Raw genomic sequence first — 23,221 nt, forward strand, 5'->3', positions numbered from 1 at the left:
GAATTTAATAAAAAGTTTTTAATATTTATTATTTTAGGAGATCCACCATGCCTGTAACTAACTTAGCGGAACTTGATGCTCTAGTAGCTCGCGTTAAAGCAGCACAAGAAGAGTTTGCAACATTCTCTCAAGAGAAAGTTGACGCAATCTTCCGCGCAGCTTCTCTTGCTGCTAACCACGCTCGTATTCCACTTGCTCAACAAGCAGTTGCTGAATCTGGAATGGGTATTGTTGAAGATAAGGTTATCAAAAACCACTTTGCATCTGAATTTATCTACAACAAATACAAAGACGAAAAAACATGTGGCATCTTAGAAGAAGATGACAACCTAGGCACAATGACTATCGCTGAGCCTGTAGGTATCATCTGTGGTATCGTTCCAACAACGAACCCAACTTCTACAGCAATCTTCAAATCTCTAATTTCTCTTAAGACACGTAACGGCATCATCTTCTCGCCACACCCACGTGCAAAGAACTCAACTAACGACGCAGCGAAACTAGTTCTAGACGCAGCTGTTGCAGCTGGTGCTCCAAGAGACATCATCGGTTGGATCGACCAACCATCTGTAGAGCTTTCTAACGCGCTTATGAAGCACGACGGTATCGCACTTATCCTTGCTACTGGTGGTCCAGGCATGGTTAAAGCAGCATACTCTTCTGGTAAGCCTGCTATCGGTGTTGGTGCTGGTAACGTTCCTGTAGTTATCGATGAAACAGCTGACATCAAACGTGCTGTAGCATCTATCCTTATGTCTAAGACTTTCGATAACGGCGTAGTATGTGCTTCTGAGCAAGCTGCAATCGTTGTTAGCGAAGTATATGACGAAGTGAAAGAGCGTTTCGCTTCTCACAAAGCTCACGTTCTATCTAAAGCTGACGCTGATAAAGTGCGTAAAGTTCTTCTTATCGACGGCAACCTAAACGCTAAAATCGTAGGTCAACCGGCTCCAGCAATCGCTGAAATGGCTGGTGTTAAAGTTCCTGCTGATACAAAAGTACTTGTAGGTGAAGGTCTTGGTAAAGTTTCTTACGATGACGAATTCGCTCACGAGAAACTATCTCCAACTCTAGGTCTATTCCGCGCAGACGACTTCGAAGACGCAGTTGCTCAAGCGGTAACTATGGTTGAAATCGGTGGTATCGGTCACACATCTGGTCTTTACACTAACCAAGATACTAACGCAGACCGCATCCGTTACTTCGGTGACAAGATGAAGACTGCTCGTATCCTAATCAACATCCCGACTACTCACGGTGGTATCGGTGACCTGTACAACTTCAACGTTGCACCTTCTCTAACTCTAGGTTGTGGTTCATGGGGTGGTAACTCTATCTCTGAGAACGTAGGTCCTAAGCACCTTATCAACAAGAAAACTGTAGCGAAGCGAGCTGAAAACATGTTGTGGCACAAACTACCTAAGTCTATCTACTTCCGTCGTGGTAGCCTTCCAATCGCAATGAGCGACCTAGAAGGTAAGAAACGCGCATTCCTAGTAACTGACCGTTTCCTATTCAACAACGGTTACGCAGATGACGTAGTTAGCCTGCTTAAAGCACAAGGCATCGAAGTTCAAACTTTCTTCGACGTAGAAGCGGATCCAACGCTATCTGTTGTTGAGAAAGGCGCTGAAGCAATGAAGAGCTTCCAACCTGACGTAATCCTTGCTCTAGGTGGCGGTTCTCCAATGGATGCTGCTAAGATCATGTGGGTTATGTACGAGCACCCAGAAACTCACTTCGAAGAACTAGCAATGCGCTTTATGGATATCCGTAAACGTATCTACAAGTTCCCTAAAATGGGTCAAAAAGCTGAGCTTGTATGTATCACTACAACTTCAGGTACAGGTTCAGAGGTTACTCCATTCGCTGTTGTTACAGACGACAAGACTGGTGCTAAATACCCACTAGCTGATTACGAAATCACGCCAAACATGGCTATCGTTGATGCGAACCTAGTAATGAACATGCCTAAGTCTCTAACAGCGTTCGGTGGTTACGATGCAGTAACTCACGCTCTTGAAGCTTACGTATCTGTTCTAGCGAACGAGTACTCAGACGGTCAAGCTCTTCAAGCTCTTAAGATGCTTAAAGAATACCTACCATCAAGCTACAAAAATGGTGCGGCTGACCCAATTGCTCGTGAGAAAGTACACAACGCAGCAACTATCGCTGGTGTAGCATTTGCGAACGCATTCTTAGGTGTGTGTCACTCAATGGCTCACAAAATTGGTGCTGAGTTCCACCTACCACACGGTCTTGCTAACGCACTACTTATCTCAAACGTTGTACGTTACAACGCGAACGATAACCCAACTAAGCAGACTGCATTCTCTCAGTACGACCGTCCACAAGCACGTCGTCGTTACGCTGAAGTTGCTGACCACCTAGGCCTAAGCCAAGCTGGTGACCGTACTGCTCAGAAGATTGAACGTCTACTGACTTGGTTAGAAGAGCTTAAAGTTGACCTAGACATCCCACTATCTATCCAAGCTGCGGGTGTTAACGAGTCTGACTTTATCGCTAAACTAGACGAGCTAGCTGTTGAAGCGTTCGATGACCAGTGTACAGGTGCTAACCCACGTTACCCTCTAATCACTGAGCTAAAAGAAGTGCTAACAACTTCTTACTTCGGCCAACCATACGTTGAAGGCGAAACTTTCGAAGGTACTACAGTTATCCTTAAGAAAGCAGACCAAAAGCCAGCTGAAGCGAAAGCGCCAAAAGCTAAAAAAGAAAAAGCTAACGCATAATAAGTAAGCATTAGTTTTGAGATAAGTTTTCGCTAGCACGATACTTATCTATCGGGAAAAGATGAAAGCCCCAGTCGAGAGACTGGGGCTTTTTTTATGTTTGGTTTCGTTTGTAAAACGGATTGAGAGGCAATAGCTCTGCTACTTAATATGAGCTGAGTCAGCCATGTTCACTTGGAGTAGAGAGTTAAACCTCTGCCGCGACAACTCGCCCACTGAAGTAGTCATTCGAGACAATGTATTCAGTGGTTCTGGTCAGTTCGTCTTGCAGCTGCGCCCAGTGACATCGGTTGAGCTTGCCATCGGAGTTATGAACGGCGGGAACAACACCACCGACTCGAATACCAAAGGGAGTCAGCTCCTTCGCCCAACTATGGGTAAAACCAGTGATCATTGAGTTTGCGCTCTCTAAGCCGGACACATCGTGGAAGTCATCATGAGATATCACATTCACAATCACGCCTTCTTTATCTTCCTCTCGCAACCTCTCGGCACTGATTTGCCCAAATGCGAAAAGGGTTGATGCCATCGATGAGAGATCATTAATAAAGCTACTGACAGGTTGATCGCCAATTAGGCTAGGCATTGGGGAGCTTATCCAGTTATTGACCAACACATCGGGTGTCGTGTTGAAGGTGGTTTGAATAAAATCATATACGCTGAGAATCGCTTGGCTGTCATTGCCTTTGAGCGTGTAGTGGTAAACAGAGTCAGAAAAGCGGGCACACTGTAGATACGTCGCTTTAAGTGCTTCCGTGTCTTTATCACAAAGGATGACGGTGGCTCCAAGGTTAACAAAGTGGTTCGCAATCGTCCCTCCTAGTCGCGAGCCGGCAGATGTCACCAATATGATTGAGCTTTTTATTTCCATCCCAGTACCTAAACAAATCGTCCATGTCGGATAAGGATGGGTTAAATTTTATACAATGGGTGTGAATTGGTTCAAACTAAGGTGCGCCAAATAATAAGTTTTTATGAACTTAGTGGCATGTCACATTTTGTAGTAACTTCAAGCGGTAACCGACATCTGGTGTTTTTAGGTTGCCTAAGGCTGGTGGTTCATATCATTCATGTGAATACTTTGAAGTGTGCGAGTTAGTCGAAGAAGAGCTGTGGAGAGACAGCGAAAAAGGGAAAGGTAGGAGACCGCTATACTTGAGCTTGAATTTGATACTGACGTTGCGCGGTGGTTAGCTCATTGTAGAGCGTAGCATGTGGCAAATCAGGTAAATGCTTGTTGGCAAGTTTGCGTCGGTCATGACCAGAAAGGTTTTGGTAAACCTCTTCGGGTAAATCGGCCGTATCTTCAGGCATGAAGGCAAGCGCTTCTGGTTTCAAGTAATGGCTGAGCTTGGCGCTGGCAAGGCTAGCTTGATGAAAATGATTAGATTGCTGAGCTGAAATCTCATACGAAGATTGGTTTGAACGCAGTTGTTGAGGTTCTGCTACACCAAATTGTTTGCGCAGGCGATCTTCATTTGTCTCTGTGATTTCAATGGTGTCAATCGGCGTGCAATCACGAACATCATTAGAAAACATAGATAACAGCAACGCGAAATCTGCACGGCGACCTTGCTCAACCGCTTGGCTGATCCCGATGCCGAACTTCAGTTCGTTGATGATTCCTGCTTTGTCTAAAGTATGTATTTGCATGTCGCCTCTCATTGGATACACCTTTAACGGCATGGAGTCGGCAAACTTTAGTGTTTAATTACAGGCAAATAGAGAATTTATGCAGGGTAGGGAAGAAAGCTAGCAATAGGGCGAGAAGTAAGCGCTATTGGGGAGCTTATTACGAAATGCCTAGATTTTGTGGAATACGGCAGATACAAAAAAGCTCACGCCGGGGCATGAGCTTTCAATAGATAACTCGCTATAAATAGCGCAGCGTAAGTAATAATTACTTAGCTAGGTTCTCTTCTACGAAAGACCAGTTTACTAGGTTCCAGAATGCAGCCATGTAGTCAGGGCGAACATTGCGGAAATCGATGTAGTAAGCGTGTTCCCATAGGTCAACAGTTAGAAGTGGAGTAACACCTTCTTCTGTTAGAGGAGTAGCAGCGTTAGAAGTGTTAACGATGTCTAGAGAACCGTCAGCTTTCTTAACTAACCAAGTCCAAGAAGAACCGAAGTTGTTGATTGCTGAATCAGTGAATTTCGCTTTGAATTCTTCGAAAGAACCGAATGCAGCGTTGATAGCTTCTGCAACAGCGCCAGTTGGTTCGCCGCCTGCTTTAGGAGCAAGACAGTGCCAGTAGAACGTGTGGTTCCAGATTTGAGCAGCGTTATTGAAAACACCACCAGTAGAAGTCTTAACGATCTCTTCTAGTGTTTTGCCTTCAAACTCAGTACCTGGGATAAGACCGTTTAGCTTAACAACGTAAGTGTTGTGGTGCTTACCGTGGTGGAAATCTAGCGTTTCTGCTGAGATGTGTGGTTCTAGCGCGTCTTTCGCGTAAGGAAGAGCCGGTAGTTCAAATGCCATTGCTCAATTCTCCATTGATATGAAAGAGTTAACTCTTTCGATTGCTTCCAGTGATATTATTATTCATGGCTCGCTATACTGCCAACCATGGTCAATTTGCTGACTTGCGATATAGTTTAGCAAGTTTTTACTTTATTAAAAGCTTATTTCATTACTTTTGTGTGAATTGTTAGCTTAGCTTGTTAGCCGCTTTTTTTATATGGTTTTTATTCTTTTAGTTTGGGGTAGAATAAAGCCAATAAAAGCCGTAATCCATTAACGAGGAAGCAATGGAAACTATCGATAAAATCAAACAGCAAATTGAAGAAAACACTATTCTACTGTACATGAAAGGTTCTCCTAAGCTACCTAGCTGTGGTTTCTCTTCTCAAGCGTCTCAAGCTCTAATGGCATGTGGCGAAAAATTTGCTTACGTAGATATCCTACAAAACCCTGATATCCGTGCAGAGCTTCCTGCTTACGCACAATGGCCAACTTTCCCACAACTTTGGGTTGAAGGTGAGCTAATCGGTGGTTGTGACATCATTCTTGAGATGTTCCAAAAAGGCGAACTTCAGCCAATCATCAAAGAAGCAGCGGCTAAAGTTGCTGGCGATGACGCTGAATAAGTTCTAGCCTTTGCGCTGAATAGTTAAAATGAGGGGCCTTAATTAGGCTCCTTTTTTGTTTGAATTGATCGAATCATTGACTCGATAAGGAATGAACAATGAACGTAAAACTTCATTATGTGCATGATCCAATGTGCAGCTGGTGTTGGGGTTACAAGCCAACACTTGAGTTATTGAAACAACAATTGCCTGCGAGCATTGAGTTTAACTATGTAGTGGGTGGTTTAGCCCCTGATTCTGATGAGCCAATGTCAGAAGAGATGAAAGGCAAGCTGCAAGCGATTTGGAAGCAGATCGAAGCTAAGCTAGGTACTGAGTTTAACCATGAGTTTTGGACTGAGTGCCAACCCGTCCGCAGTACTTACCCTGCGTGCCGTGCTGTGATTGCCGCTGGTTTTCAAGACCACTACGAGGCGATGCTTGAAGCGATTCAACATGCTTACTACCTTCGTGCGATGCTGCCTCATAGCCAAGATACGCATTTGCAGTTGGCTGAAGAGCTAGGTATGAATGTTCAACAGTTTGAAAATGACCTTTCTAGCAAGCTATTGGAAAGTGAGTTAGATGACCAGTTAGGCTTTAAAGAAGCGATGGGAGTATTCTCTTACCCGACTTTAATGCTTGAAGTGAACGGCATCTTTAGTGAAGTTGAATTGGATTACCATTCAACGGAAGCAACGCTTAAGTCTATTCGCGAAATTCTCGTGAGTAATGCTCCCGCTGCATAATTCAGCGAGAGTTGTCTGTATTGACGCAATGATTTATAAGGCTTACTCATAAGAGTAAGCCTTTTCTTTTGTCTGACGTAGTTGGTTTATTTCCTCAGTAAATCGTTCAAATGTCGAATTCACTTCCTCGATTGACGCTTCAATTTTTGATTCGACTTGCTCTAGGCTAATCGCTTCGATGACCAGATCGTTTGCCTGTGCCTCAATGTTGGCTAGCGGCGAGGCAACCATGTCACACGCCACCATTTTCGCTGCGCCTTTAAGTCGGTGTGCTGTGGTTTTTAGTTCCTTATATTCCCTGCTCGCCCAATATGTTTTTATCCGTTCATTATCTTCAATAAAGCTTACGGCAAACTCATCGAGTAAGGTCATTACCACCTCATGCTCTTCAAATAGATCGTAGAGCGCAGCGTAGTCGATAACCTGATTATTGGCATTTTGGAACGAGTCTTGAGGGCTAGTAGGAGTAACCTTTTGGCTAGGCTCTGATGGGTTACTGTCCTCCACTTCCGCAAAGCTCTGTTCAATGTCTTGGAACAACATCGAAAACTCATTGGCTTCTTGGTCCGCAGGTAAAGAATTTGACGAAGAGCCTGTGTCCTGACTGTGCGAGCTTGGTTTTTCGGCATCAGAAATATCGTTTTCAGGCGTTGTGAAGGAGTCGTTTATTACGGGCAACCACTTCTCAATGGTTAGCTTCATTTGCTTAATGGACACAGGCTTAACTAAGAAGTCATCCATGCCGTGTGCATAACAGTTGGCGTCTTCACCTTGAACGGCATTTGCTGTCAACGCGACAATAGGCAACCTTTGAGTTTCTTGATCGAGTTCTTCGCTGCGTTGCTCTATCTGACGAATGCTCGACGCGAGCGTATACCCATCCATCTCAGGCATATGGCAATCGGTAAGAAGTAGGCCATAACGCTTATCTTTTAAGGCATTAAGTGCGAGCACTCCGTTATCGACAATATCGGCGTGGACACCAATACTCTCAAGCTGCTTGGCGATCACTTGTTGATTGATGGGATGATCTTCCGCGACCAGAATCAGCCTGCCATTGCTCTCTGCTTGTTCGCGAGTCTCTGTAGCGGTCGGTGCTTTAGCTTCGCAGTCTAATGGTGAGATTAGATTGTCGTGACTGACGGGTTTCGTTAGAACATGTACAAGGTTGTCGGGTAGCAGAGGGTTTACCGACAAACACCAAGAGTTACCTAAAGGCTCTGGTGAGAGCATTGGGTTTTGATTGATCACAGTGAAGCGTGTTGAGCTCGCATGTTGTTGAATCCAAGCATCGGTAATCGCCAGTTGCTGCCAAACAGACATCGCCACAAAGATGTGTTTTGGCTGATGTTTGATGACCATCTCTTTGAGTAGGTGCTTTTGATTAATGTGCAGAACTTTTGGTTCAAGGCCGAAGTGTTTCAGATATCGACACAGCTCTTCTTGCTGCAGAACGTAGCCGACAACATATACCTCGTGTGAGTGATTACCGACATCTAGCTCAATAGGGTTCTCAGTTTCCGAAGTGGAAATCAGAGTTTTTGATAGAGCCAAAGCATTGCTAACCACATGTTCAGGAGTACAAGTCGGGAGGGTAACGGTAACCGTAAAGTGGCTGCCTTTTCCTTCTTCACTCGACAGTTCTATATTGCCATCCATCTGTTCAATCAACTTCAAAGCGATAGACAGTCCAAGCCCTGTGCCCCCAAAGCGGCGACTGGTGGTTTTGTCGGCTTGTTCAAAAGGCTGGAATAAACTTTGTTGCCTGTCTTTCGGGATGCCAATGCCCGTGTCTGAAACCGTGAGGCTAATTCTCTGCTGATGTTCGTTCTGTTCAATTACATCAACATGCAACGAAATAGTCCCATGTTCGGTGAATTTAATCGCATTATTGAGGAAGTTGTTGAGAATCTGATGGAGTCGTATGTCGTCTGCGAACAACCACTGTGCGAGGTTTGGGTCTTGCCAATAGTGGAAGGCTAATCCTTTTTGCTGAGCATGAATCGATTGCGGTTGCACGATACGCGCGAGTACTTTGCCTAGCTCAATTTCAGTCGGGTTAAGCTCTAGTTTACCAGCTTCAATTTTGGAGTAATCGAGTACGTCATTGACGATGTGCAGCAAGTTACGAGCTGACTGATTTAATCCTCCATGTAAGTTTAGTAACTCCTCACTCAGCTGATGTTCCTGCATTAACTCCAACAGCCCCAAGATCCCACTGATTGGCGTGCGAACTTCGTGGCTAATGGTCGCTAAGAATTGCGACTTAGCGGCCGTCGCACTTTCTGCTTTTTGACGTGCATTATCTAAAGCTTGCTGCTGTTTTTTCAGCAAGGTGATGTCTGTGATCACCGTATTCCATTCAATGGTTTGGCCGCTCGATACTTGGCTATTAAATTTCACCCATTTCGCTTCACCTGATTCTAACTGCACTTGCTGTTCATTTTCCCAATGCCCAGATTCAATAGCATCGAGCATGCTGGTTTTAAACAGTGGCAAGCCATCCTTCGAGATAAGCTCAAAAAGACGTTGAGGGTGCTCTTTTACGCTATCAACAGATAAGCCGAACATATCGGCTACACCTGCACTGATAAAGCTAAACTGGATATCTAAAGGCTGTTGAGGGTGTGGTTGAATGTGTTTAAGCACAACCCCATCAATGTTGTCGGCCAGGGTTTGTAAATGGGCTTCTGCTGCTTTTGCTCTCTGCTCGGCGACCTTTCGCTGCTCGATTTCAGCCGCCATTTTTCGGTTCCAAAATACGATCACGAAGATGACCACAAAGATTCCAACGCCAATGATCGCAGACCATTTAGCCACTTCACGTGGCGACAAGCCTTCTTGATATTCATAGGTCAGCCATTTGTTCTCCAAGCGCTCTAATTCATTGGCAGGTAGCGCACTAATGGCCTTATTGAGAATGCTCAGCAGCATGGGGTGGCGGAAGTTAACCGCGAGAGCCAGCGGTGCGCTGTTTTGTTCGTTGATGGTGCCGGTGATTTTAAATTGCCCGACATAGTCTTGGTGTAATAGCGGGGCTGCACGATGAAGCGAGGCGAGCACAAAACTGATTTCGTCTTTTTGTAATGCTTGAAAAGCGCTGACATGATTAATGTAAGGGACGGGTTGGCAAGTCAGGCAGAGAGAAGGGAGTACCGTTGTACCCCCAGAGTTTTCAATCACAGCGATGGCTTCGGTTCCACTTGGCGCAAAGTTGCCTAATCGATCTGAACGACTTAAAAGCACCCATGGTTCAGAGCTGTAGGCTTGAGTGAAGTCCATGTATCGAGCTTTATCTGTGGTCGGTGTGATGTTGGTCAACACCATAGTCTCACCATTATTGAACGCGACCTCTGCGGCTTCGGGTGTTAGGTAAGTGGTACTTTTGAATGATACGCCAAGCACATTGCTTATTAGATTCAACACATCAGCAGATAGTCCAGAGTGTTGTTGTTGCTCGTTAGTGAAATCGTAAGGGTACCAATTGGCGTGTGTGCCAATAGGGATGTTAGGGTTGTTATTAAGCCAGTTCTTTTCGTCTTGGGTTAAGTTCAGTGTTCCATAATCGAGCAACATCGAGTGTTGAGAGGGAGCAAGCCATTGGTTGTAAATCGACTGCAGTGAGTCTTGCTTAATGTCTTCTAAAGCGAAATTGATTCGGCTGACTAATTTGTGGGTTCCTTTTTTGACGGCAAAGTGCAAGTGATCAGCGGGTAGGTCGGGAAGTACCGATAATGTCAGTGAGTCTCGAGGCTGTTCACGTAGCAGCGCAGAAAGAGCAAGCGCATCGCCAATATAAGCATCGACACGATTTTCTTGTATCGCAGTGAAGGCCGCTTGTGTGCTGTCTAGTGTTGTAATTCGACTCTCAGGAAGCAGGCTAGGAAGAAGATCATTGAGCGCAAACCCTTTCTCCAATGCTAGGTTCGCGCTTGCCAGTTCACCCAGATCGTTTATTTTTCGATTTTGAGTAATCACCGCTCGTCTTATGGAGAACATAGGCTCACTAAAGGTCATGTATTCTTGGCGCTCTTTAGTTGAAGAGACACCGACTAGCAGGTCTAATTCACCTCTTTCAAATGCACTGAGCACGGCACTAAAGGTTGGATACAGCTCAACCTTATACTTGAAGCCTACGTTGGCCGAGACTTGGTCCAACATACTGATCAATAACCCTTCGGATACGAGGTTTCCTGAGGGAGTCTTATGTTGATAGCTGTAAGGAACCATGTCATATGAAGGCAGACCTACACGTAAAATCACTTGGTTAGTTGATGTGGATTCGTTGAGGTTTGGTGGTGTATTGTCAGCAAAAGTGTGCAGCGGCCACATCAACACCGAAAGGCAACTCAATAAAAAGGCGATACACCAAATTTTCGTTTTTGAAGCTTTGTTCTGCATAAAGACATCCTGTCGTTTACGTACTCACTTGGGTTTGATGGCATGCTCAACTAACGGCGGCCAGAGGGGCTTTGGTTAGTGTGGGTAATGCAAAATTGTCTGCTTGCTGCAAAGCCATGCGTTGTAAAAGGGCGAGGCTGGTATGGTCGGCTTTAAGATAAACCTCAATTTGACGTTTTATTTGATCGAGTTTGTCTTGTAAACCTAAGGCCTGATAACACAATGCCAATAAGAAGAAGGCTTCGACATCATTGTCTGCGAATTCATTCATCGAAATGCTCTCGATACGCTCTTTTGCAACGTCTTGCTGATCGAGTTGAATGAGCTGCAATGTACGGCAAAGCTTTAATAGTGGTTTACTGAGTGTATGCGATTTTCCGGAGTGAGAGAGCCTTTGCCAAGCGGCTTCTGGCTTCCAGATTGTTAACTCTTTTTGAGAGAGGGCTAAACTGTCCGCCCATAAGATGAGTGCTCGCTTACCCGGTGAATCCCAGATCGAATGCGGGACTAATTGGGCTAGCGATTTGAGATAAAGAGTCGCCTGATCGACGTTCTTATCGAGCAGCTGAAGCCAAACCATGGTGTTGGTCAGTTCGATGTTACTGCCATTTACTGTGAGCACTTGTTCAATGAGCGTGTTGGCTGATTCGAAGTCACTAGTATTTAAGCAGATCTTAACCTTAAGTTGCTGCAGTTTGATATTGCGAGGGTTGTTTTCTATTAAGCCATCTATCTGACTTAAGGCGTCGCGATAATGTTGTTTAGCGATATGGATTTCAATGAGCTTGACCTTGGCGGGCTGGTAATCGTGAAGCTGTAACAGCCCATTCAACATGGCTTGTGCTTCATCGAGGTGTTGATTTTTGATCAGAATATTCGCCATATAGATAATGGCATCTTTCAATGTCGACGGGTCAGGTGCTTGTCCAAAGAGTGGCTTTACCGCGTTGAGTCCACTCTTGATATAGGCCTGCTCTAATGTTGAAAAGTATTGCTGTCGAGAGAGTGCTGAGGTGACTCTTTTGATGATGTCATCGGCGCGTATTGGCTTAATCAGGTAACCATCAGGTTCGAAGTTAGCATAGCCAAAGAAGGTGTCTTGACTGTCATTGCCGGTGACGATAAAAACAATCGTTTGTGGCCTAATCAATTCTTTTTGCTGCAAAAACTCAAGTAGCTGCAAGCCATTGCTTCCCGAACCTAAATCGTGGTCAATCAATAAGATATCGAACCGATGTGCCCGGCATGCCTCAATCGCGTTTTGTGCATTAGACGCACTAATCACATTATTGTTCGGTACGCCTAGCTTGATAAGTAGTGCGCGTGTTGCACTTTGAATCACACTGCTGTCATCAATGATGAGATAGCGCGAACGGGCGAGTATATCCATATAGTAGCCTTCTGACGTATTGAGCCTTGCCGCTTTATTACACCAATCGTAGTAAACAACTAATCATCCTAGCTGGTTAAAACGCTCGATAACTGCGTTAGAATTTTTGATTGTAGAATAACTACTTACCAAAAAATCTGCCTTGTTCTCGAACCTTTTTCCTGTGCTATTTCTGATCATTTACTTACTGTGATTGGTATTCTCTATGAATTAGCGGCTTATTTATTAAACACTTAAGTGTAGAAGTGAATTCAATGAATCGCCACAAGTTGCATATCAATGCGCACGGGATAATGTATAGAAAGTGACGTTGATTCAGAAGGTTAGCTTGTTTGAAAAGATTGGAAGAAAGAGTGAAACGAATCCCAGAGACAAAAAAGACCGCACGAGGCGGTCTTTATAAAAGTTAGCTTAGGGTTCTTTAACTACAGAACCTAATTACAGAACCATGGCTGCAATCCAACCGAATACGATCAGTGGGATGTTGTAGTGCAGGAACGTCGGTACTACGGTTTCCCAAACGTGCTCGTGTTGACCATCAGCATTTAGACCAGACGTTGGACCTAATGTTGAGTCAGAAGCCGGAGAGCCCGCATCACCAAGTGCTGCTGCTGTACCTACTAGAGCAATTGTTGCCATAGGCGAGAAGCCAAATGCTGCTGCTAGTGGAACGTAGATAGTTGCAAGGATTGGAATCGTAGAGAACGAAGAACCAATGCCCATAGTAACCAATAGACCAACAATTAGCATAAGTAGTGCTGCTAGAGGCTTGTTGTCGCCGATGCTTGTTGAAAGTGCTTCAACCAAAGATTCAACGCCGCCAGTTTGCTTCATAACTGCCGCGAAACCTGCCGCAGCAATCATGATGAAACCGATCATTGCCATCATGTGAACGCCCTTGGTGAAAACATCTTGTGTCTCTTTCCAAGCAATAACGCCACCGAAGGTAAATACCATGAAACCCGCTAGAGCACCGATGATCATAGAACCCGTCGACAGTTGAACGGTTAGCGCTGCTACGATACCCGCTGCTGCAACTAGGATGTGCTTCTTGTTGATCTCTTTCACTTCTGTTGAAACAACCGTGTGAGAGGTTTCTTTGTATTGGCGAGGCTTACGGTAAGTAAAGAATACTGCAGTAAGAAGACCGAAGATCATGCCTGCTGCTGGTAACAACATTGCCATAGGTACTTGGCTTGCTACAACGTTTTCAAGACCATTGTCGTGAAGGTTTTTAAGCAGGATGTTGTTTAGGAAGATGCCGCCAAAACCAATTGGTAACACCATGTAAGGCGTAATCAGACCAAAAGTAAGTACACACGCAACTAGACGACGGTCTAGGTTCATTTTTGCGAATACGCCTAGTAGAGGTGGGATTAAGATTGGGATGAAGGCGATATGTACTGGAATCACGTTTTGCGAAGACATGGTCACTAAGATCAACGACGCAAGCATGCCGTATTTAAGACCAGTCGATGCTGCACTGTTCTCTTTGCCGTGAATGCGTTTGATAACACTTTGAGCAAGGAGATCTGTGATACCAGAACGTGAGATAGCAACAGCGAATGTACCAAGCATAGCGTAGCTAAGTGCAATCGTTGCACCGCCGCCTAATCCACTTTCGAAAGCCGCGACTGCGTCGTTCAAGCTCATACCAGAGGCTACGCCACCGATAATTGCACTGAACGTCAGAGCAACGACTACGTTTACACGCATCAAAGCTAAAACAAGCATGATGCAAACTGAAATTACAACAGGATTCATATTATTCTCGGGATGTTGTGTTTTTTATGAAGGCAATACGAAAAAACGTTTACCGACTCTATTTTTTATTCTTCGTCAACAAGAGGCCAACCACCAAGGGCTTTCCATTTGTTTACAATGCCGCAAAATAACTCTGTGGTTTTTTGCGTATCATACAAAGCAGAGTGTGCTTCTTTGTTGTCAAATTCCATCCCTGCAGTGCGGCAAGCTTTAGCCAAAACGGTTTGACCGTAGGCAAGACCACTAAGAGCTGCAGTGTCAAAAGTAGCAAATGGATGGAAAGGGACGCGTTTAAGCTTACAGCGCTCACTTGCCGCATTAACGAAGTTCAAATCGAATGTAGCGTTGTGAGCAACCATGATTGCGCGACTGCAATCTGAAGCTTTTTGTTCTTTTCTCACTAGCTTGTAGATTTCTTTAAGGGCTTCTTGTTCCGACACAGCACCACGTAATGGGCTAAATGGGTCTTTAATTCCGTTAAAGTCTAATGCTGCCTGCTCTATATTTGCGCCTTCAAAAGGCTCAATGTGAAAATGAAGCGTTGATGCAGGGTGCAGATCTCCGTTCTCATCCATTTTTAATGTAATGGCACAGATTTCTAATAATGCATCGGTTTCAGCGTTAAACCCTGCGGTTTCCACGTCGATGACCACTGGAAAATAGCCGCGAAAGCGTTTTTTTAGGGTCAGAGCTTCGTTTTCTACAGTCATGTTAGCCCAAATAAGTGTGATTAAGGCTGCATTATTGCAGATAATAGCAGTGATAAAAACTAGGGGAGGGCAATAAATCATAAATTACCTAACCCATTACGGCTTGATAATTGCATATTTAAACGTGAGAGAAAAATGCGGCAATTGGCTGCATTGTTAAACGAATTGCTTAAGAGATACTCCACTTTATGAAGAAACAACTCATAACAGGTTCAATGCTATTTTCGCTACTTGTGTCGTCATCGGTCATGGCACAAGAAAAGCGTTACGGAGCATCTCCTCAACAGTCGACGTGGGAGATGGTGGCCAACACGCCACTAGAATGTCGCTTGGTTCACCCAATTCCAAACTTTGGTGATGCTGAGTTCTCATCTCGCGCGAGTAAAAAAATCATTTTGGACTTTGAGCTTAAAATGCGCCGCCCAATGGGTGCGACGCGCAATGTAAGCTTGATCTCTATGCCGCCACCTTGGCGTCCGGGTGAAAGTGCTGATCGCATGACAACCATTAAGTTCTTCCAGCAATTTGACGGCTATGTCGGCGGTCAAACAGCTTGGGGCATCTTGAGTGAGTTGGAGAAAGGGCGTTATCCGACATTCAGCTACCAAGAGTGGCAGAGCCGAGATCAACGTATCGAAGTGTCGTTGTCGTCAGTGCTATTCCAAGAAAAATACAATGTGTTCAGTGACTGTGTTGCTAACCTGCTGCCTTACAGCTTTGAAGATATCTCTTTTACTATTTTGCATTACGACCGCAACAGCGATCAACTGAACAAGTCGTCGCGCAAAAGGCTGAGCCAGATTGCCGATTACGTTCGCTATAACCAAGACATCGACCTTGTGCTGGTGGCAACGTACACCGACTCTGTCGACAGCAAAGGTATTAGCCAAAATCTTTCAGAGCGCAGAGCGGAATCGTTAAGAGAATACTTCAAATCCCTAGGCCTGCCAGAAGATCGTATTCAAGTACAAGGTTATGGTAAGCGTCGTCCGATTGCAGACAATAACTCGCCAATTGGTAAAGACAAGAACCGACGTGTTGTGATCTCTTTAGGTCGTACACAGGTTTAAGCTAAACAATGGCTCGTTTGAAATGACAAAGCCCGTCTTGATGAACTGACCCCCAATAGTTGGACACCAATTATTGGGGGTCTTTTTATGTCCAAATATAGCCGAGAGCTAAAATGTATCATTGCTAAGCAATACTTAGATGGCACGTCATCTCTCTACTTAGCAAAACAATATTCAATTTCTTCAAGGCAGATACGGTATTGGGCTCAAGTCTTTGCCATCCATGGTACTGATTCATTTTTACCAACTAATCATGCCGCGACTGCTCAAACAAAACGAAAAGCATTGAATTTAATGTGGACGAATGAATGGTCTCTCACGCACACTAGCGCTGTATTAAACCTCTCATCCCCTGGAATACTCTCTGTCTGGCTTAAACGATTTAATGAGCTCGGTATCAAGGGGCTCGAAATGCGCCAGAAAGGAAGACCCTCAATGAAACAGCAACCTCAACGTACCACTAAGCCTGATAATGAAATGACACTTGAGGAGCTAAAAGAGGAGTTGGTCTACTTACGAACCGAGAATGCCGTTCTAAAAAAGTTGGAAGAGTTGGAGCAGAAAAAAAACCGTCGAACAAAGAAAAAGCGGTCATAGCTCTAACTCTTAAAGGCAAGTACCCATTAAAGCACTTACTGCACACTCTACAGTTGGCAAAAAGTGTCTTTTATTATCAGGCTCAAACGAGCAAGCGCCAAAATAGCTACGAACGTGAGCTGCGGTTGATAAAGTCAATTTATCATGAACATAAGGGGCGATACGGCTACCGCCGTATTCACTTGGAACTAAAGAATCAGGGGTTCGTGCTTAATCACAAAACGGTTCAAAGGCTTATGGCTCAGCTCAACCTTAAATCGACGGTCAGGATTAAAAAGTATCGTTCATACCGAGGAGAGTCAGGAAAAGCTGCTCCCAACGTTCTTGAAAGAGATTTTAGTGCGACTCAACCCGATGAAAAGTGGGTAACTGATGTCACGGAGTTCAAAGTCAAAGAGCAGAAAGTATACTTATCTCCCGTTGTCGACTTGTTTACTCAGGAGGTGGTTGCTTATAGAGTGGCCAAAAATGCCTGCTTGCCGCTTGTCACAGATATGCTGACGGAAGCTATATCAACGCTTAAACCCAACTCAAAGCCAATTATACATAGCGATCAAGGTTGGCAATATCGCCATCGACAGTATCAGAAAAAGGTAGCGGAGAGTGGGTTAACGCAAAGCATGTCGAGAAAAGGTAACTGCTTGGATAATGCTGTTGCTGAAAACTTTTTTGCTTTACTCAAAACCGAGATGTATCACAACCAAAGCTTTGAAGATGCAGATGCTCTGATAGAGCAGATTAAAGAATACATCGAGTACTACAATACCAAACGTATAAAAGTGAAACTAAAAGGCCTGACTCCGATAGAATATCGAACTCAGGCCTTGAAAGCCGCTTAACAGAAATGTCCAACTTTACGGGGTCACTTCATGATGACGGGCTTTTTTATGTTTTAGATTTGGAGTCGTTGTTTAGACGTAACTCGTTTAATTCAAGCGGAAGCGGGCGATCATTTCACAATTGGTCGCGGTATCGATCTTCTCCACCATAGAGGCAATTTTAGGGTTTGGGTGGCGTTTCATGAAATCGATCAGCGCTTTCTTACAGCAACCAATAGAATCGATAAAGCTTGAACATTGAGTATTAGGGCACTGAGGGATCAGTGTGAGTACCTTTTCGGAAGCCAGCTGAAGATACTTGAGCTCGTATTCAGTGTCGCCAGCCCAACGCCAGAATTGAGCCAGATTGTGGCAAGAAATCACCGAGATCAGTAAGCGTTCATCGGCTTGAATATCGGTGCGTTCTGTAATTTCTTCACTTAAGTTCAAAGCCTGCTGATAATGAAGAATACTTCGTACAGGATCGTCGAGCTGCAATGCAGTATCGGCAAGTAACGTGTGTTTTTCCCATTCGCTAATCATTGTATTACCTCATTAATCAATAGGTGGTCAATTTAAATGATAATCATTATCATGTAAAGTTTCATCAATGAGATTGTTAAGAATATATAGGGCATGTTGACCTTTTGAGCTTGTTTTTGCAGCGAGTTGCTGGGTTTATATGGAAGGATGAGGCTTTGATATGTCGTTTGTTTGTAAGAGAAGTTGATAACGTAGTCGTTAATAACCAGCAAACGCTGCCCAAAGGGTTCGGCAAAAAGCGTTTTTCTCTTTGTTGAGGGAGACTTGCTTAAAATGACTAGGCTACTTCTCCCTCGCCGCGATTAAAACGCTTTTATCTCGAACAAAATTCAACCGCAAAACATCAACAAGCCCTAGTAAAGAATATCGATTATGGGGAGAGTGATAAAAAAGAAGCGAGCATAGTGCTCGCTTCTTTTTTCATTTCATCAGGCGTTCAAACCCAACTTCTCAAAGAGGTCAAGGAATTAACCTTCTAGACCTGCGCTTGCTTGTTTGTTCTGAATCAGCTCAATCATGTAGCCATCAGGATCTTTAACGAACGCAATGTGTGTTGAGCCGCCTTTAACCGGACCCGCTTCACGCGTTACGTTGCCGCCAGCTGCTTTAATCGCATCACACGTTGTGTAGATGTCATCAACACCGATAGCAACGTGACCAAAAGCAGAGCCAAGATCGTATTCCGTGGTGCCCCAGTTGTAAGTCAGCTCAATCACTGCGCCTTGAGATTCGTCGCCAAAGCCAACGAAAGCCAGTGTGTATTCGTACTCTTTATTTTCGTTCTTACGTAATAGCTGCATGCCCATTACATTGGTGTAGAACTCGATAGACTTGTCTAGATCACCCACGCGTAGCATGGTATGTAAAATACGACCGTTTGACATGATTTGCTCCTAGCTTGTTATTGGTTGTTTCTTTTATAGCACTATATATGAGCAAGCTCATAAGCAACACCAAAGAGATGATGAGTTTGGTCATATTTTCTTATTCTCATCATCTATCTTACTCTCCCCCTCTACCTTTTTTCTTATTTGTATTACAAGAAAATAAAAGTCGACGGTCTTCTTGATTTATCCGTCACTAGCGCCTTATTTGAAATTTTGCATAAATAGTAAGTTTGAGTGTTGGTCTTTTTTGTAATGGCCAAGAATAGCCTTGGTTATTGAGTTGTGATTTTTATATCCACCTTGTTACTGATGATCCTTCATTTTTACAATTAGCATCTAACTTTTCATTTTATCAATTTATGATTACGCCAATATATCCCTGCTTATAGAAAGGTTATTCCGATGCTTCACTTCGGCATTAAGGAATTTTCGATAAAACACGCTAATAACTAATGGTTTTTACGAAAGTGTCAGGGGTGTTCATTTTTTGTACTTATTTTTATTAAACAATGGCTTGGGTTTATATTGTTTGTTTTTGTTTGATATTTGTGGTGGCTGTGTTTTCAAAGCGGTTGTCAAGTGTGTATTAAGTGTATCTTTTACGATCTTTGCTAAATAGACAATCCTTACTATATAGTTTTTCAAACGCACTAAATCGACTAAATATTCATTTTTGATTTGTGCGATTTTTCTATCACATAAAAATAAGTATTATTTTATTACATTAGCCTCGGTGTGAGGCATTGATGTGGAGTACTCAAATGACGAGTAAATGGTTTACACAACAAAGTTCAGATGTTTTAAACGAACTGAACGCAGATCAAACGACAGGTTTATCAACTTCTGAAGCGGATGCACGCTTAGAGAAGCACGGCACTAACGAACTGACTGCACAAGAGTCAGCTTCTGCGTGGGAACTGTATATTCATCAATATAAAAACCCACTGATTTTTATTCTAGCTGTTGGTGCAATCGTTTCTTGGTCTACTGGCCACGCGATTGATGCTATTGCTATTGCAGTGATTATCCTTATCAATACTGGTATTGCATTCTGGCAGGAGTTTAAAGCTCAGAAAGGGATGGAAGCGCTAAAAGAAATGGCAGCTCCAGAAGCCGAAGTGATGCGCGATGGTAAATGGATCAGTGTTCCAGCGAAAACCCTCGTTCCTGGTGACATCATCAAAATTAATACTGGCGATATTCTGCCTGCTGATGTTCGTATTCTTGAGTCAAACCGCCTGACGGTAGATGAGGCTGCCCTGACCGGTGAATCTGAGCCAGTGAACAAGCAGTCTGAACGCCTTGAAGATGAGACCCTTGGTCTTGGCGATCAGAAGAACATGGGTTTCATGACAACAATCGTGACTACAGGTACAGGCCTTGCTGTTGTAACAAGCACAGGTATGCAAACTGAAGTTGGTCACATCGCTGATATGATGAACCAAACGGAAGAGACGAAAACACCAATGCAAGAGCGTATGGACACCATCGCACTCGCACTATTGGTTGTTGCTCTTGTGGTTGTTGCTATTGTTTGTGCTATCGGTGTTTACCACGGTATGCCATGGTTAGAAATCCTAACAACAGGTATCTCTTTATCGGTTGCCGCAATTCCTGAAGGCTTACCAACGGTGGTTACTATCGTATTAACGATGGGCTCGACTAAGATGGTTAAGAATAATGCTTTGGCTAAACAGCTAGCAGCAATCGAAACGCTTGGTTCTACAACCGTTATCTGTTCAGATAAAACCGGTACGCTAACACAAAACCAAATGCAGGTAATGAAAGCGTACGATGCGTCTGGTCGTTACTGGGATGTATCAGGTAAAGGTTTTGATCCTAAGGGTGAATTCATTACCAAAGGTCACAATGTCGAAGCGACAAACAGCCCTGCAATGATGAAAGGTCTTGTTGTTGCAACGCTTTGTAACGATGCTGAATATGTAAATGCTGATGGTAAATGGACGGTTCGTGGCAACCCGACAGAAGGCGCACTAATTGTTGCAGCTGCAAAAGCAGGTCTTAAACAAGATGAAATGCTATCAACGGGTGGCTACTCAATCGTTAAGAAGTTCCCGTTCGATTCTGGTCGTAAGATGGCTTCTGTTATCGTTCGTGACCCACAAGGTAAGCACTTCCTAGCATTGAAAGGCGCACCAGATGTTGTTCTTGGTAAATCAACCAGCTTCATGGTTGACGGTGGTTTCGTACCAACGGTTGGCTGTGAAGTTTCAGGCAACTTGGCTCTCGATACCGCACCGTCTCAAGAGCTTCATTTAAACTTTGAAGCGGCAATCCAAACCTTTGGTGGTGATGCTCTGCGTACACTTGCCGTTGGTTTCCGTGAATTAAAAGAAGAAGAGCTTGAGTTAGATTTCCCTGAGCTTGAAAAAGACGTCAGCATCCTGGGTATCTATGGCATCATGGATCCACCGCGTCCAGAAGTGCGCGATGCAGTAAATAGCTGTTATAGCGCTGGTGTTCGTACGGTAATGATTACCGGTGACCACGCAGTCACGGCAGCAGCGATTGCTCGTGAAATCGGAATCATCCGTAGTGAAGACGATCTAGTGGTAACGGGTGCTGAGCTTGACCAAATGGATGACGAGAAGCTGTTGTCTATCTGTTCTCAGGTTGCAGTATTTGCACGTGTTACTCCAGAGCACAAGCTGCGTATCGTAAAAGCACAGCAAGAGAACAACGAAGTTGCCTCTATGACCGGTGACGGCGTGAACGATGCGCCAGCGCTGCGTCGTGCAGACATTGGTGTTGCGATGGGTATTACAGGTACGTCTGTTGCGAAAGACTCAGGTGACCTTATCCTGTTGGATGATAACTTCAGTACTATCGTGAAGGCGGTACGTCAGGGTCGTCAAATTTTCGATAACCTACGTAAGTTTATCCGCCAAGCACTTACAGCGAACGTGGGTGAGGTTTCGGTAATCCTATTTGCATTCCTACTCATGGGACCAGATGTAGTACTTCCGCTAACTCCACTAATGATCTTATGGGTTAACCTCGTTTCTGACGGTCTACCAGCACTTGCACTCGGTGTTGAGCCAGAAGAGAAAGATCTCATGGAGCGTAAGCCAGGCAAACGTGACCAAGGCTTCTTCTCTAATGGTCTGGGCGCTCGTATCCTAACTCGTGGTCTCGCATTAGGTGGTCTAAGCTTTGTGACATTCTCTTACGCACTCGACGGTGGTTACAGTGCTCAATACGCACAAACTGTTGCGTTTTTAACACTGATCTTTGCTCAACTTTGGAGCTTGTTCGATGCACGTACGTTTACAACGATTTATCGTAAGAACCCGTTCACTAACCACTACCTACTTGGTGCGGTGGCAGTATCGGCTATCTTGTCTTTAAGCGTTGTTTACACAAGCTTCGGTCAGCTGGTATTCAGCACAGAAGCACTAGAGTTTAATCACTTAATATCGTTAATCTTCATTGCAGCAGTACCAACATTTGTTCTATCTGCTATCAAAGAAGTGACTAAAGTGAAGTTTATCTAAGGCAGACTTCTTAGCTAAATAATTGAATCCCGCCATAAAAGGCGGGATTTTTTATGCCTGTTATCTTGGGAACGCAGAATTAGAAATGAAAACTGATGTAGAGGCGGCTTCTAGAGAGTGGCAATAAAAAAGCAGCGCTTTAAGCGCTGCCGTGTTGATTAATTGTTGTGAACGGAAAGACTAATCTTCGCTCTTTTCTTTGAACTCACAGAGATCTTCAATGATACAGCTGCCACAGCGTGGTTTACGTGCGACACAGGTGTAACGTCCATGAAGAATGAGCCAGTGGTGGACATCCAGTTTGAATTCTTTTGGGATAACTTTAAGTAGTTTTGCTTCGACATCGTCGACGGTTTTACCCATCGCTAGCTTAGTGCGGTTTGATACGCGATAGATGTGAGTATCAACGGCAATCGTTGGCCAACCGAAAGCGGTATTTAACACTACGTTTGCTGTTTTACGTCCAACACCTGGAAGGGCTTCTAATGCAGCGCGATCTTCCGGTACTTCACCATTATGTAGGTCAAGCAGCATACGACACGTCTTGATGGTGTTTTCTGCTTTCGAATTAAATAGACCGATGGTCTTGATGTACTCTTTTAAACCATCAACACCTAGGTCGAAAATAGCTTGTGGCGTATTGGCTACAGGGTACAGCTTATCTGTCGCCTTGTTCACACTAACATCGGTTGCTTGTGCTGATAAAAGTACGGCGATCAGCAACTCGAATGGGCTGTTCCAGTTAAGCTCAGTCTCTGGCTTTGGATTGTTTTCTCTTAAACGCTCAAGTATTTCTACTCGTTTTACATTGTTCATAGCGACATTACTTTCAAATAGTTAGGGCATGAAGCTTGGATTGCTTCTGCTTTATCATCGGTTACGCGCTCTTATGAGCGTCATTATTATATGTACTGTTTAGATCTGATTTTCCCCGCTGAGTGGTTGAGCTAAC

The 23,221-nt window shown here is 44.2% G+C and carries 17 protein-coding genes; 7 read left to right on the forward strand and 10 right to left on the reverse strand.

Features of this window, described 5'->3' with window-relative positions; genetic code table 11:
- Nucleotides 1–47: 47 nt before the first annotated feature.
- On the forward strand, nt 48–2,753 hold the full coding sequence (gene adhE / locus OCV20_RS05080) for a bifunctional acetaldehyde-CoA/alcohol dehydrogenase (RefSeq protein ID WP_017061183.1): 2,706 nt from the start codon (nt 48–50) through the stop codon (nt 2,751–2,753).
- Between the two features lie 187 nt (nt 2,754–2,940).
- On the opposite strand, the gene OCV20_RS05085 is transcribed toward adhE, so the two are convergent.
- The 3 genes from OCV20_RS05085 to sodB all read right to left on the reverse strand — a co-directional run bounded on the left by OCV20_RS05085 (nt 2,941) and on the right by sodB (nt 5,238).
- Nucleotides 2,941–3,624, reverse strand: coding sequence for an SDR family oxidoreductase (locus tag OCV20_RS05085; RefSeq protein WP_050620898.1), 684 nt, complete (start codon nt 3,622–3,624; stop codon nt 2,941–2,943).
- Nucleotides 3,625–3,902: 278 nt separating this feature from the next.
- Nucleotides 3,903–4,406 (reverse strand): VC2046/SO_2500 family protein, encoded by a 504-nt coding sequence (locus OCV20_RS05090; protein WP_261881426.1) that lies wholly within the window; start codon nt 4,404–4,406, stop codon nt 3,903–3,905.
- Between the two features lie 247 nt (nt 4,407–4,653).
- Entirely contained in the window at nt 4,654–5,238 is a 585-nt protein-coding gene (gene sodB / locus OCV20_RS05095; protein ID WP_004734050.1) for a superoxide dismutase [Fe], read from the reverse strand.
- A gap of 269 nt (nt 5,239–5,507) precedes the next feature.
- Between sodB and OCV20_RS05100 the strand changes: the two genes are divergently transcribed.
- Together OCV20_RS05100 and OCV20_RS05105 are read left to right on the forward strand one after the other, a co-directional pair.
- Nucleotides 5,508–5,846 carry a Grx4 family monothiol glutaredoxin gene (locus tag OCV20_RS05100; protein WP_004741702.1) on the forward strand — a complete coding sequence of 113 codons (339 nt, stop codon included), beginning with the start codon at nt 5,508–5,510 and terminating at the stop codon, nt 5,844–5,846.
- Nucleotides 5,847–5,944: 98 nt separating this feature from the next.
- Entirely contained in the window at nt 5,945–6,574 is a 630-nt protein-coding gene (locus tag OCV20_RS05105) for a DsbA family protein (protein ID WP_048610518.1), read from the forward strand.
- A 42-nt stretch (nt 6,575–6,616) separates the two neighbouring features.
- Here the strand turns inward: OCV20_RS05105 and OCV20_RS05110 are convergent, their stop codons facing one another.
- The 4 genes from OCV20_RS05110 to rnt all read right to left on the reverse strand — a co-directional run bounded on the left by OCV20_RS05110 (nt 6,617) and on the right by rnt (nt 14,839).
- On the reverse strand, nt 6,617–10,975 hold the full coding sequence (locus tag OCV20_RS05110; RefSeq protein WP_086774126.1) for a transporter substrate-binding domain-containing protein: 4,359 nt from the start codon (nt 10,973–10,975) through the stop codon (nt 6,617–6,619).
- 46 nt (nt 10,976–11,021) lie between these two features.
- On the reverse strand, nt 11,022–12,365 hold the full coding sequence (locus OCV20_RS05115; RefSeq protein ID WP_086774127.1) for a response regulator: 1,344 nt from the start codon (nt 12,363–12,365) through the stop codon (nt 11,022–11,024).
- A gap of 438 nt (nt 12,366–12,803) precedes the next feature.
- Nucleotides 12,804–14,129, reverse strand: a complete 1,326-nt coding sequence (locus tag OCV20_RS05120) for a Na+/H+ antiporter family protein (protein ID WP_029235135.1) — start codon at nt 14,127–14,129, stop codon at nt 12,804–12,806.
- Between the two features lie 65 nt (nt 14,130–14,194).
- Nucleotides 14,195–14,839: a ribonuclease T gene (gene rnt / locus OCV20_RS05125; protein ID WP_017061178.1), complete on the reverse strand. Its 645-nt coding sequence runs from the start codon at nt 14,837–14,839 to the stop codon at nt 14,195–14,197.
- A 188-nt stretch (nt 14,840–15,027) separates the two neighbouring features.
- On the opposite strand from rnt, the gene motY reads away from it, so the two are divergent.
- The 3 genes from motY to OCV20_RS05140 all read left to right on the forward strand — a co-directional run bounded on the left by motY (nt 15,028) and on the right by OCV20_RS05140 (nt 17,345).
- Complete coding sequence (gene motY / locus OCV20_RS05130) at nt 15,028–15,909, forward strand: flagellar protein MotY (RefSeq protein ID WP_017063457.1); 882 nt, start codon at nt 15,028–15,030, stop codon at nt 15,907–15,909.
- 87 nt (nt 15,910–15,996) lie between these two features.
- Nucleotides 15,997–16,506 (forward strand): helix-turn-helix domain-containing protein, encoded by a 510-nt coding sequence (locus tag OCV20_RS05135; RefSeq protein WP_086774936.1) that lies wholly within the window; start codon nt 15,997–15,999, stop codon nt 16,504–16,506.
- Nucleotides 16,503–17,345: an IS3 family transposase gene (locus OCV20_RS05140; protein WP_108721729.1), complete on the forward strand. Its 843-nt coding sequence runs from the start codon at nt 16,503–16,505 to the stop codon at nt 17,343–17,345. Before OCV20_RS05135 ends, OCV20_RS05140 begins: the two co-directional genes overlap by 4 nt.
- An 87-nt stretch (nt 17,346–17,432) precedes the next feature.
- Here OCV20_RS05140 and OCV20_RS05145 read toward each other — a convergent pair whose 3' ends face one another.
- The gene (locus OCV20_RS05145; RefSeq protein ID WP_004734047.1) at nt 17,433–17,867 is read right to left on the reverse strand and encodes a DUF2753 domain-containing protein; all 435 of its coding nucleotides are present in this window, start codon (nt 17,865–17,867) and stop codon (nt 17,433–17,435) included.
- A 467-nt stretch (nt 17,868–18,334) separates the two neighbouring features.
- A complete protein-coding gene (gloA, locus tag OCV20_RS05150; protein WP_004734046.1) occupies nt 18,335–18,751 on the reverse strand; it encodes a lactoylglutathione lyase in 417 nt (138 codons plus the stop codon).
- A gap of 764 nt (nt 18,752–19,515) precedes the next feature.
- Here gloA and OCV20_RS05155 point away from each other — a divergent pair.
- The gene (locus OCV20_RS05155) at nt 19,516–22,269 is read left to right on the forward strand and encodes a cation-translocating P-type ATPase (RefSeq protein WP_086775403.1); all 2,754 of its coding nucleotides are present in this window, start codon (nt 19,516–19,518) and stop codon (nt 22,267–22,269) included.
- Between the two features lie 180 nt (nt 22,270–22,449).
- Here the strand turns inward: OCV20_RS05155 and nth are convergent, their stop codons facing one another.
- Nucleotides 22,450–23,085 carry an endonuclease III gene (gene nth / locus OCV20_RS05160; RefSeq protein ID WP_048610522.1) on the reverse strand — a complete coding sequence of 212 codons (636 nt, stop codon included), beginning with the start codon at nt 23,083–23,085 and terminating at the stop codon, nt 22,450–22,452.
- Nucleotides 23,086–23,221: the final 136 nt, after the last annotated feature.

This window comes from Vibrio coralliirubri (assembly GCF_024347375.1).
Classification (GTDB): Bacteria; Pseudomonadota; Gammaproteobacteria; order Enterobacterales; family Vibrionaceae; genus Vibrio; species Vibrio coralliirubri.

Excerpts from the sequence above, each read along its gene's own strand:
- adhE (WP_017061183.1), top strand. The coding sequence starts at position 48 with ATGCCTGTAACTAACTTAGCGGAACTTGATGCTCTAGTAGCTCGCGTT.
- OCV20_RS05085 (WP_050620898.1), bottom strand. The coding sequence starts at position 3,624 with ATGGAAATAAAAAGCTCAATCATATTGGTGACATCTGCCGGCTCGCGA.
- OCV20_RS05090 (WP_261881426.1), bottom strand. The coding sequence starts at position 4,406 with ATGCAAATACATACTTTAGACAAAGCAGGAATCATCAACGAACTGAAG.
- sodB (WP_004734050.1), bottom strand. The coding sequence starts at position 5,238 with ATGGCATTTGAACTACCGGCTCTTCCTTACGCGAAAGACGCGCTAGAA.
- OCV20_RS05100 (WP_004741702.1), top strand. The coding sequence starts at position 5,508 with ATGGAAACTATCGATAAAATCAAACAGCAAATTGAAGAAAACACTATT.
- OCV20_RS05105 (WP_048610518.1), top strand. The coding sequence starts at position 5,945 with ATGAACGTAAAACTTCATTATGTGCATGATCCAATGTGCAGCTGGTGT.
- OCV20_RS05110 (WP_086774126.1), bottom strand. The coding sequence starts at position 10,975 with ATGCAGAACAAAGCTTCAAAAACGAAAATTTGGTGTATCGCCTTTTTA.
- OCV20_RS05115 (WP_086774127.1), bottom strand. The coding sequence starts at position 12,365 with ATGGATATACTCGCCCGTTCGCGCTATCTCATCATTGATGACAGCAGT.
- OCV20_RS05120 (WP_029235135.1), bottom strand. The coding sequence starts at position 14,129 with ATGAATCCTGTTGTAATTTCAGTTTGCATCATGCTTGTTTTAGCTTTG.
- rnt (WP_017061178.1), bottom strand. The coding sequence starts at position 14,839 with ATGACTGTAGAAAACGAAGCTCTGACCCTAAAAAAACGCTTTCGCGGC.
- motY (WP_017063457.1), top strand. The coding sequence starts at position 15,028 with ATGAAGAAACAACTCATAACAGGTTCAATGCTATTTTCGCTACTTGTG.
- OCV20_RS05135 (WP_086774936.1), top strand. The coding sequence starts at position 15,997 with ATGTCCAAATATAGCCGAGAGCTAAAATGTATCATTGCTAAGCAATAC.
- OCV20_RS05145 (WP_004734047.1), bottom strand. The coding sequence starts at position 17,867 with ATGATTAGCGAATGGGAAAAACACACGTTACTTGCCGATACTGCATTG.
- gloA (WP_004734046.1), bottom strand. The coding sequence starts at position 18,751 with ATGTCAAACGGTCGTATTTTACATACCATGCTACGCGTGGGTGATCTA.
- OCV20_RS05155 (WP_086775403.1), top strand. The coding sequence starts at position 19,516 with ATGACGAGTAAATGGTTTACACAACAAAGTTCAGATGTTTTAAACGAA.
- nth (WP_048610522.1), bottom strand. The coding sequence starts at position 23,085 with ATGAACAATGTAAAACGAGTAGAAATACTTGAGCGTTTAAGAGAAAAC.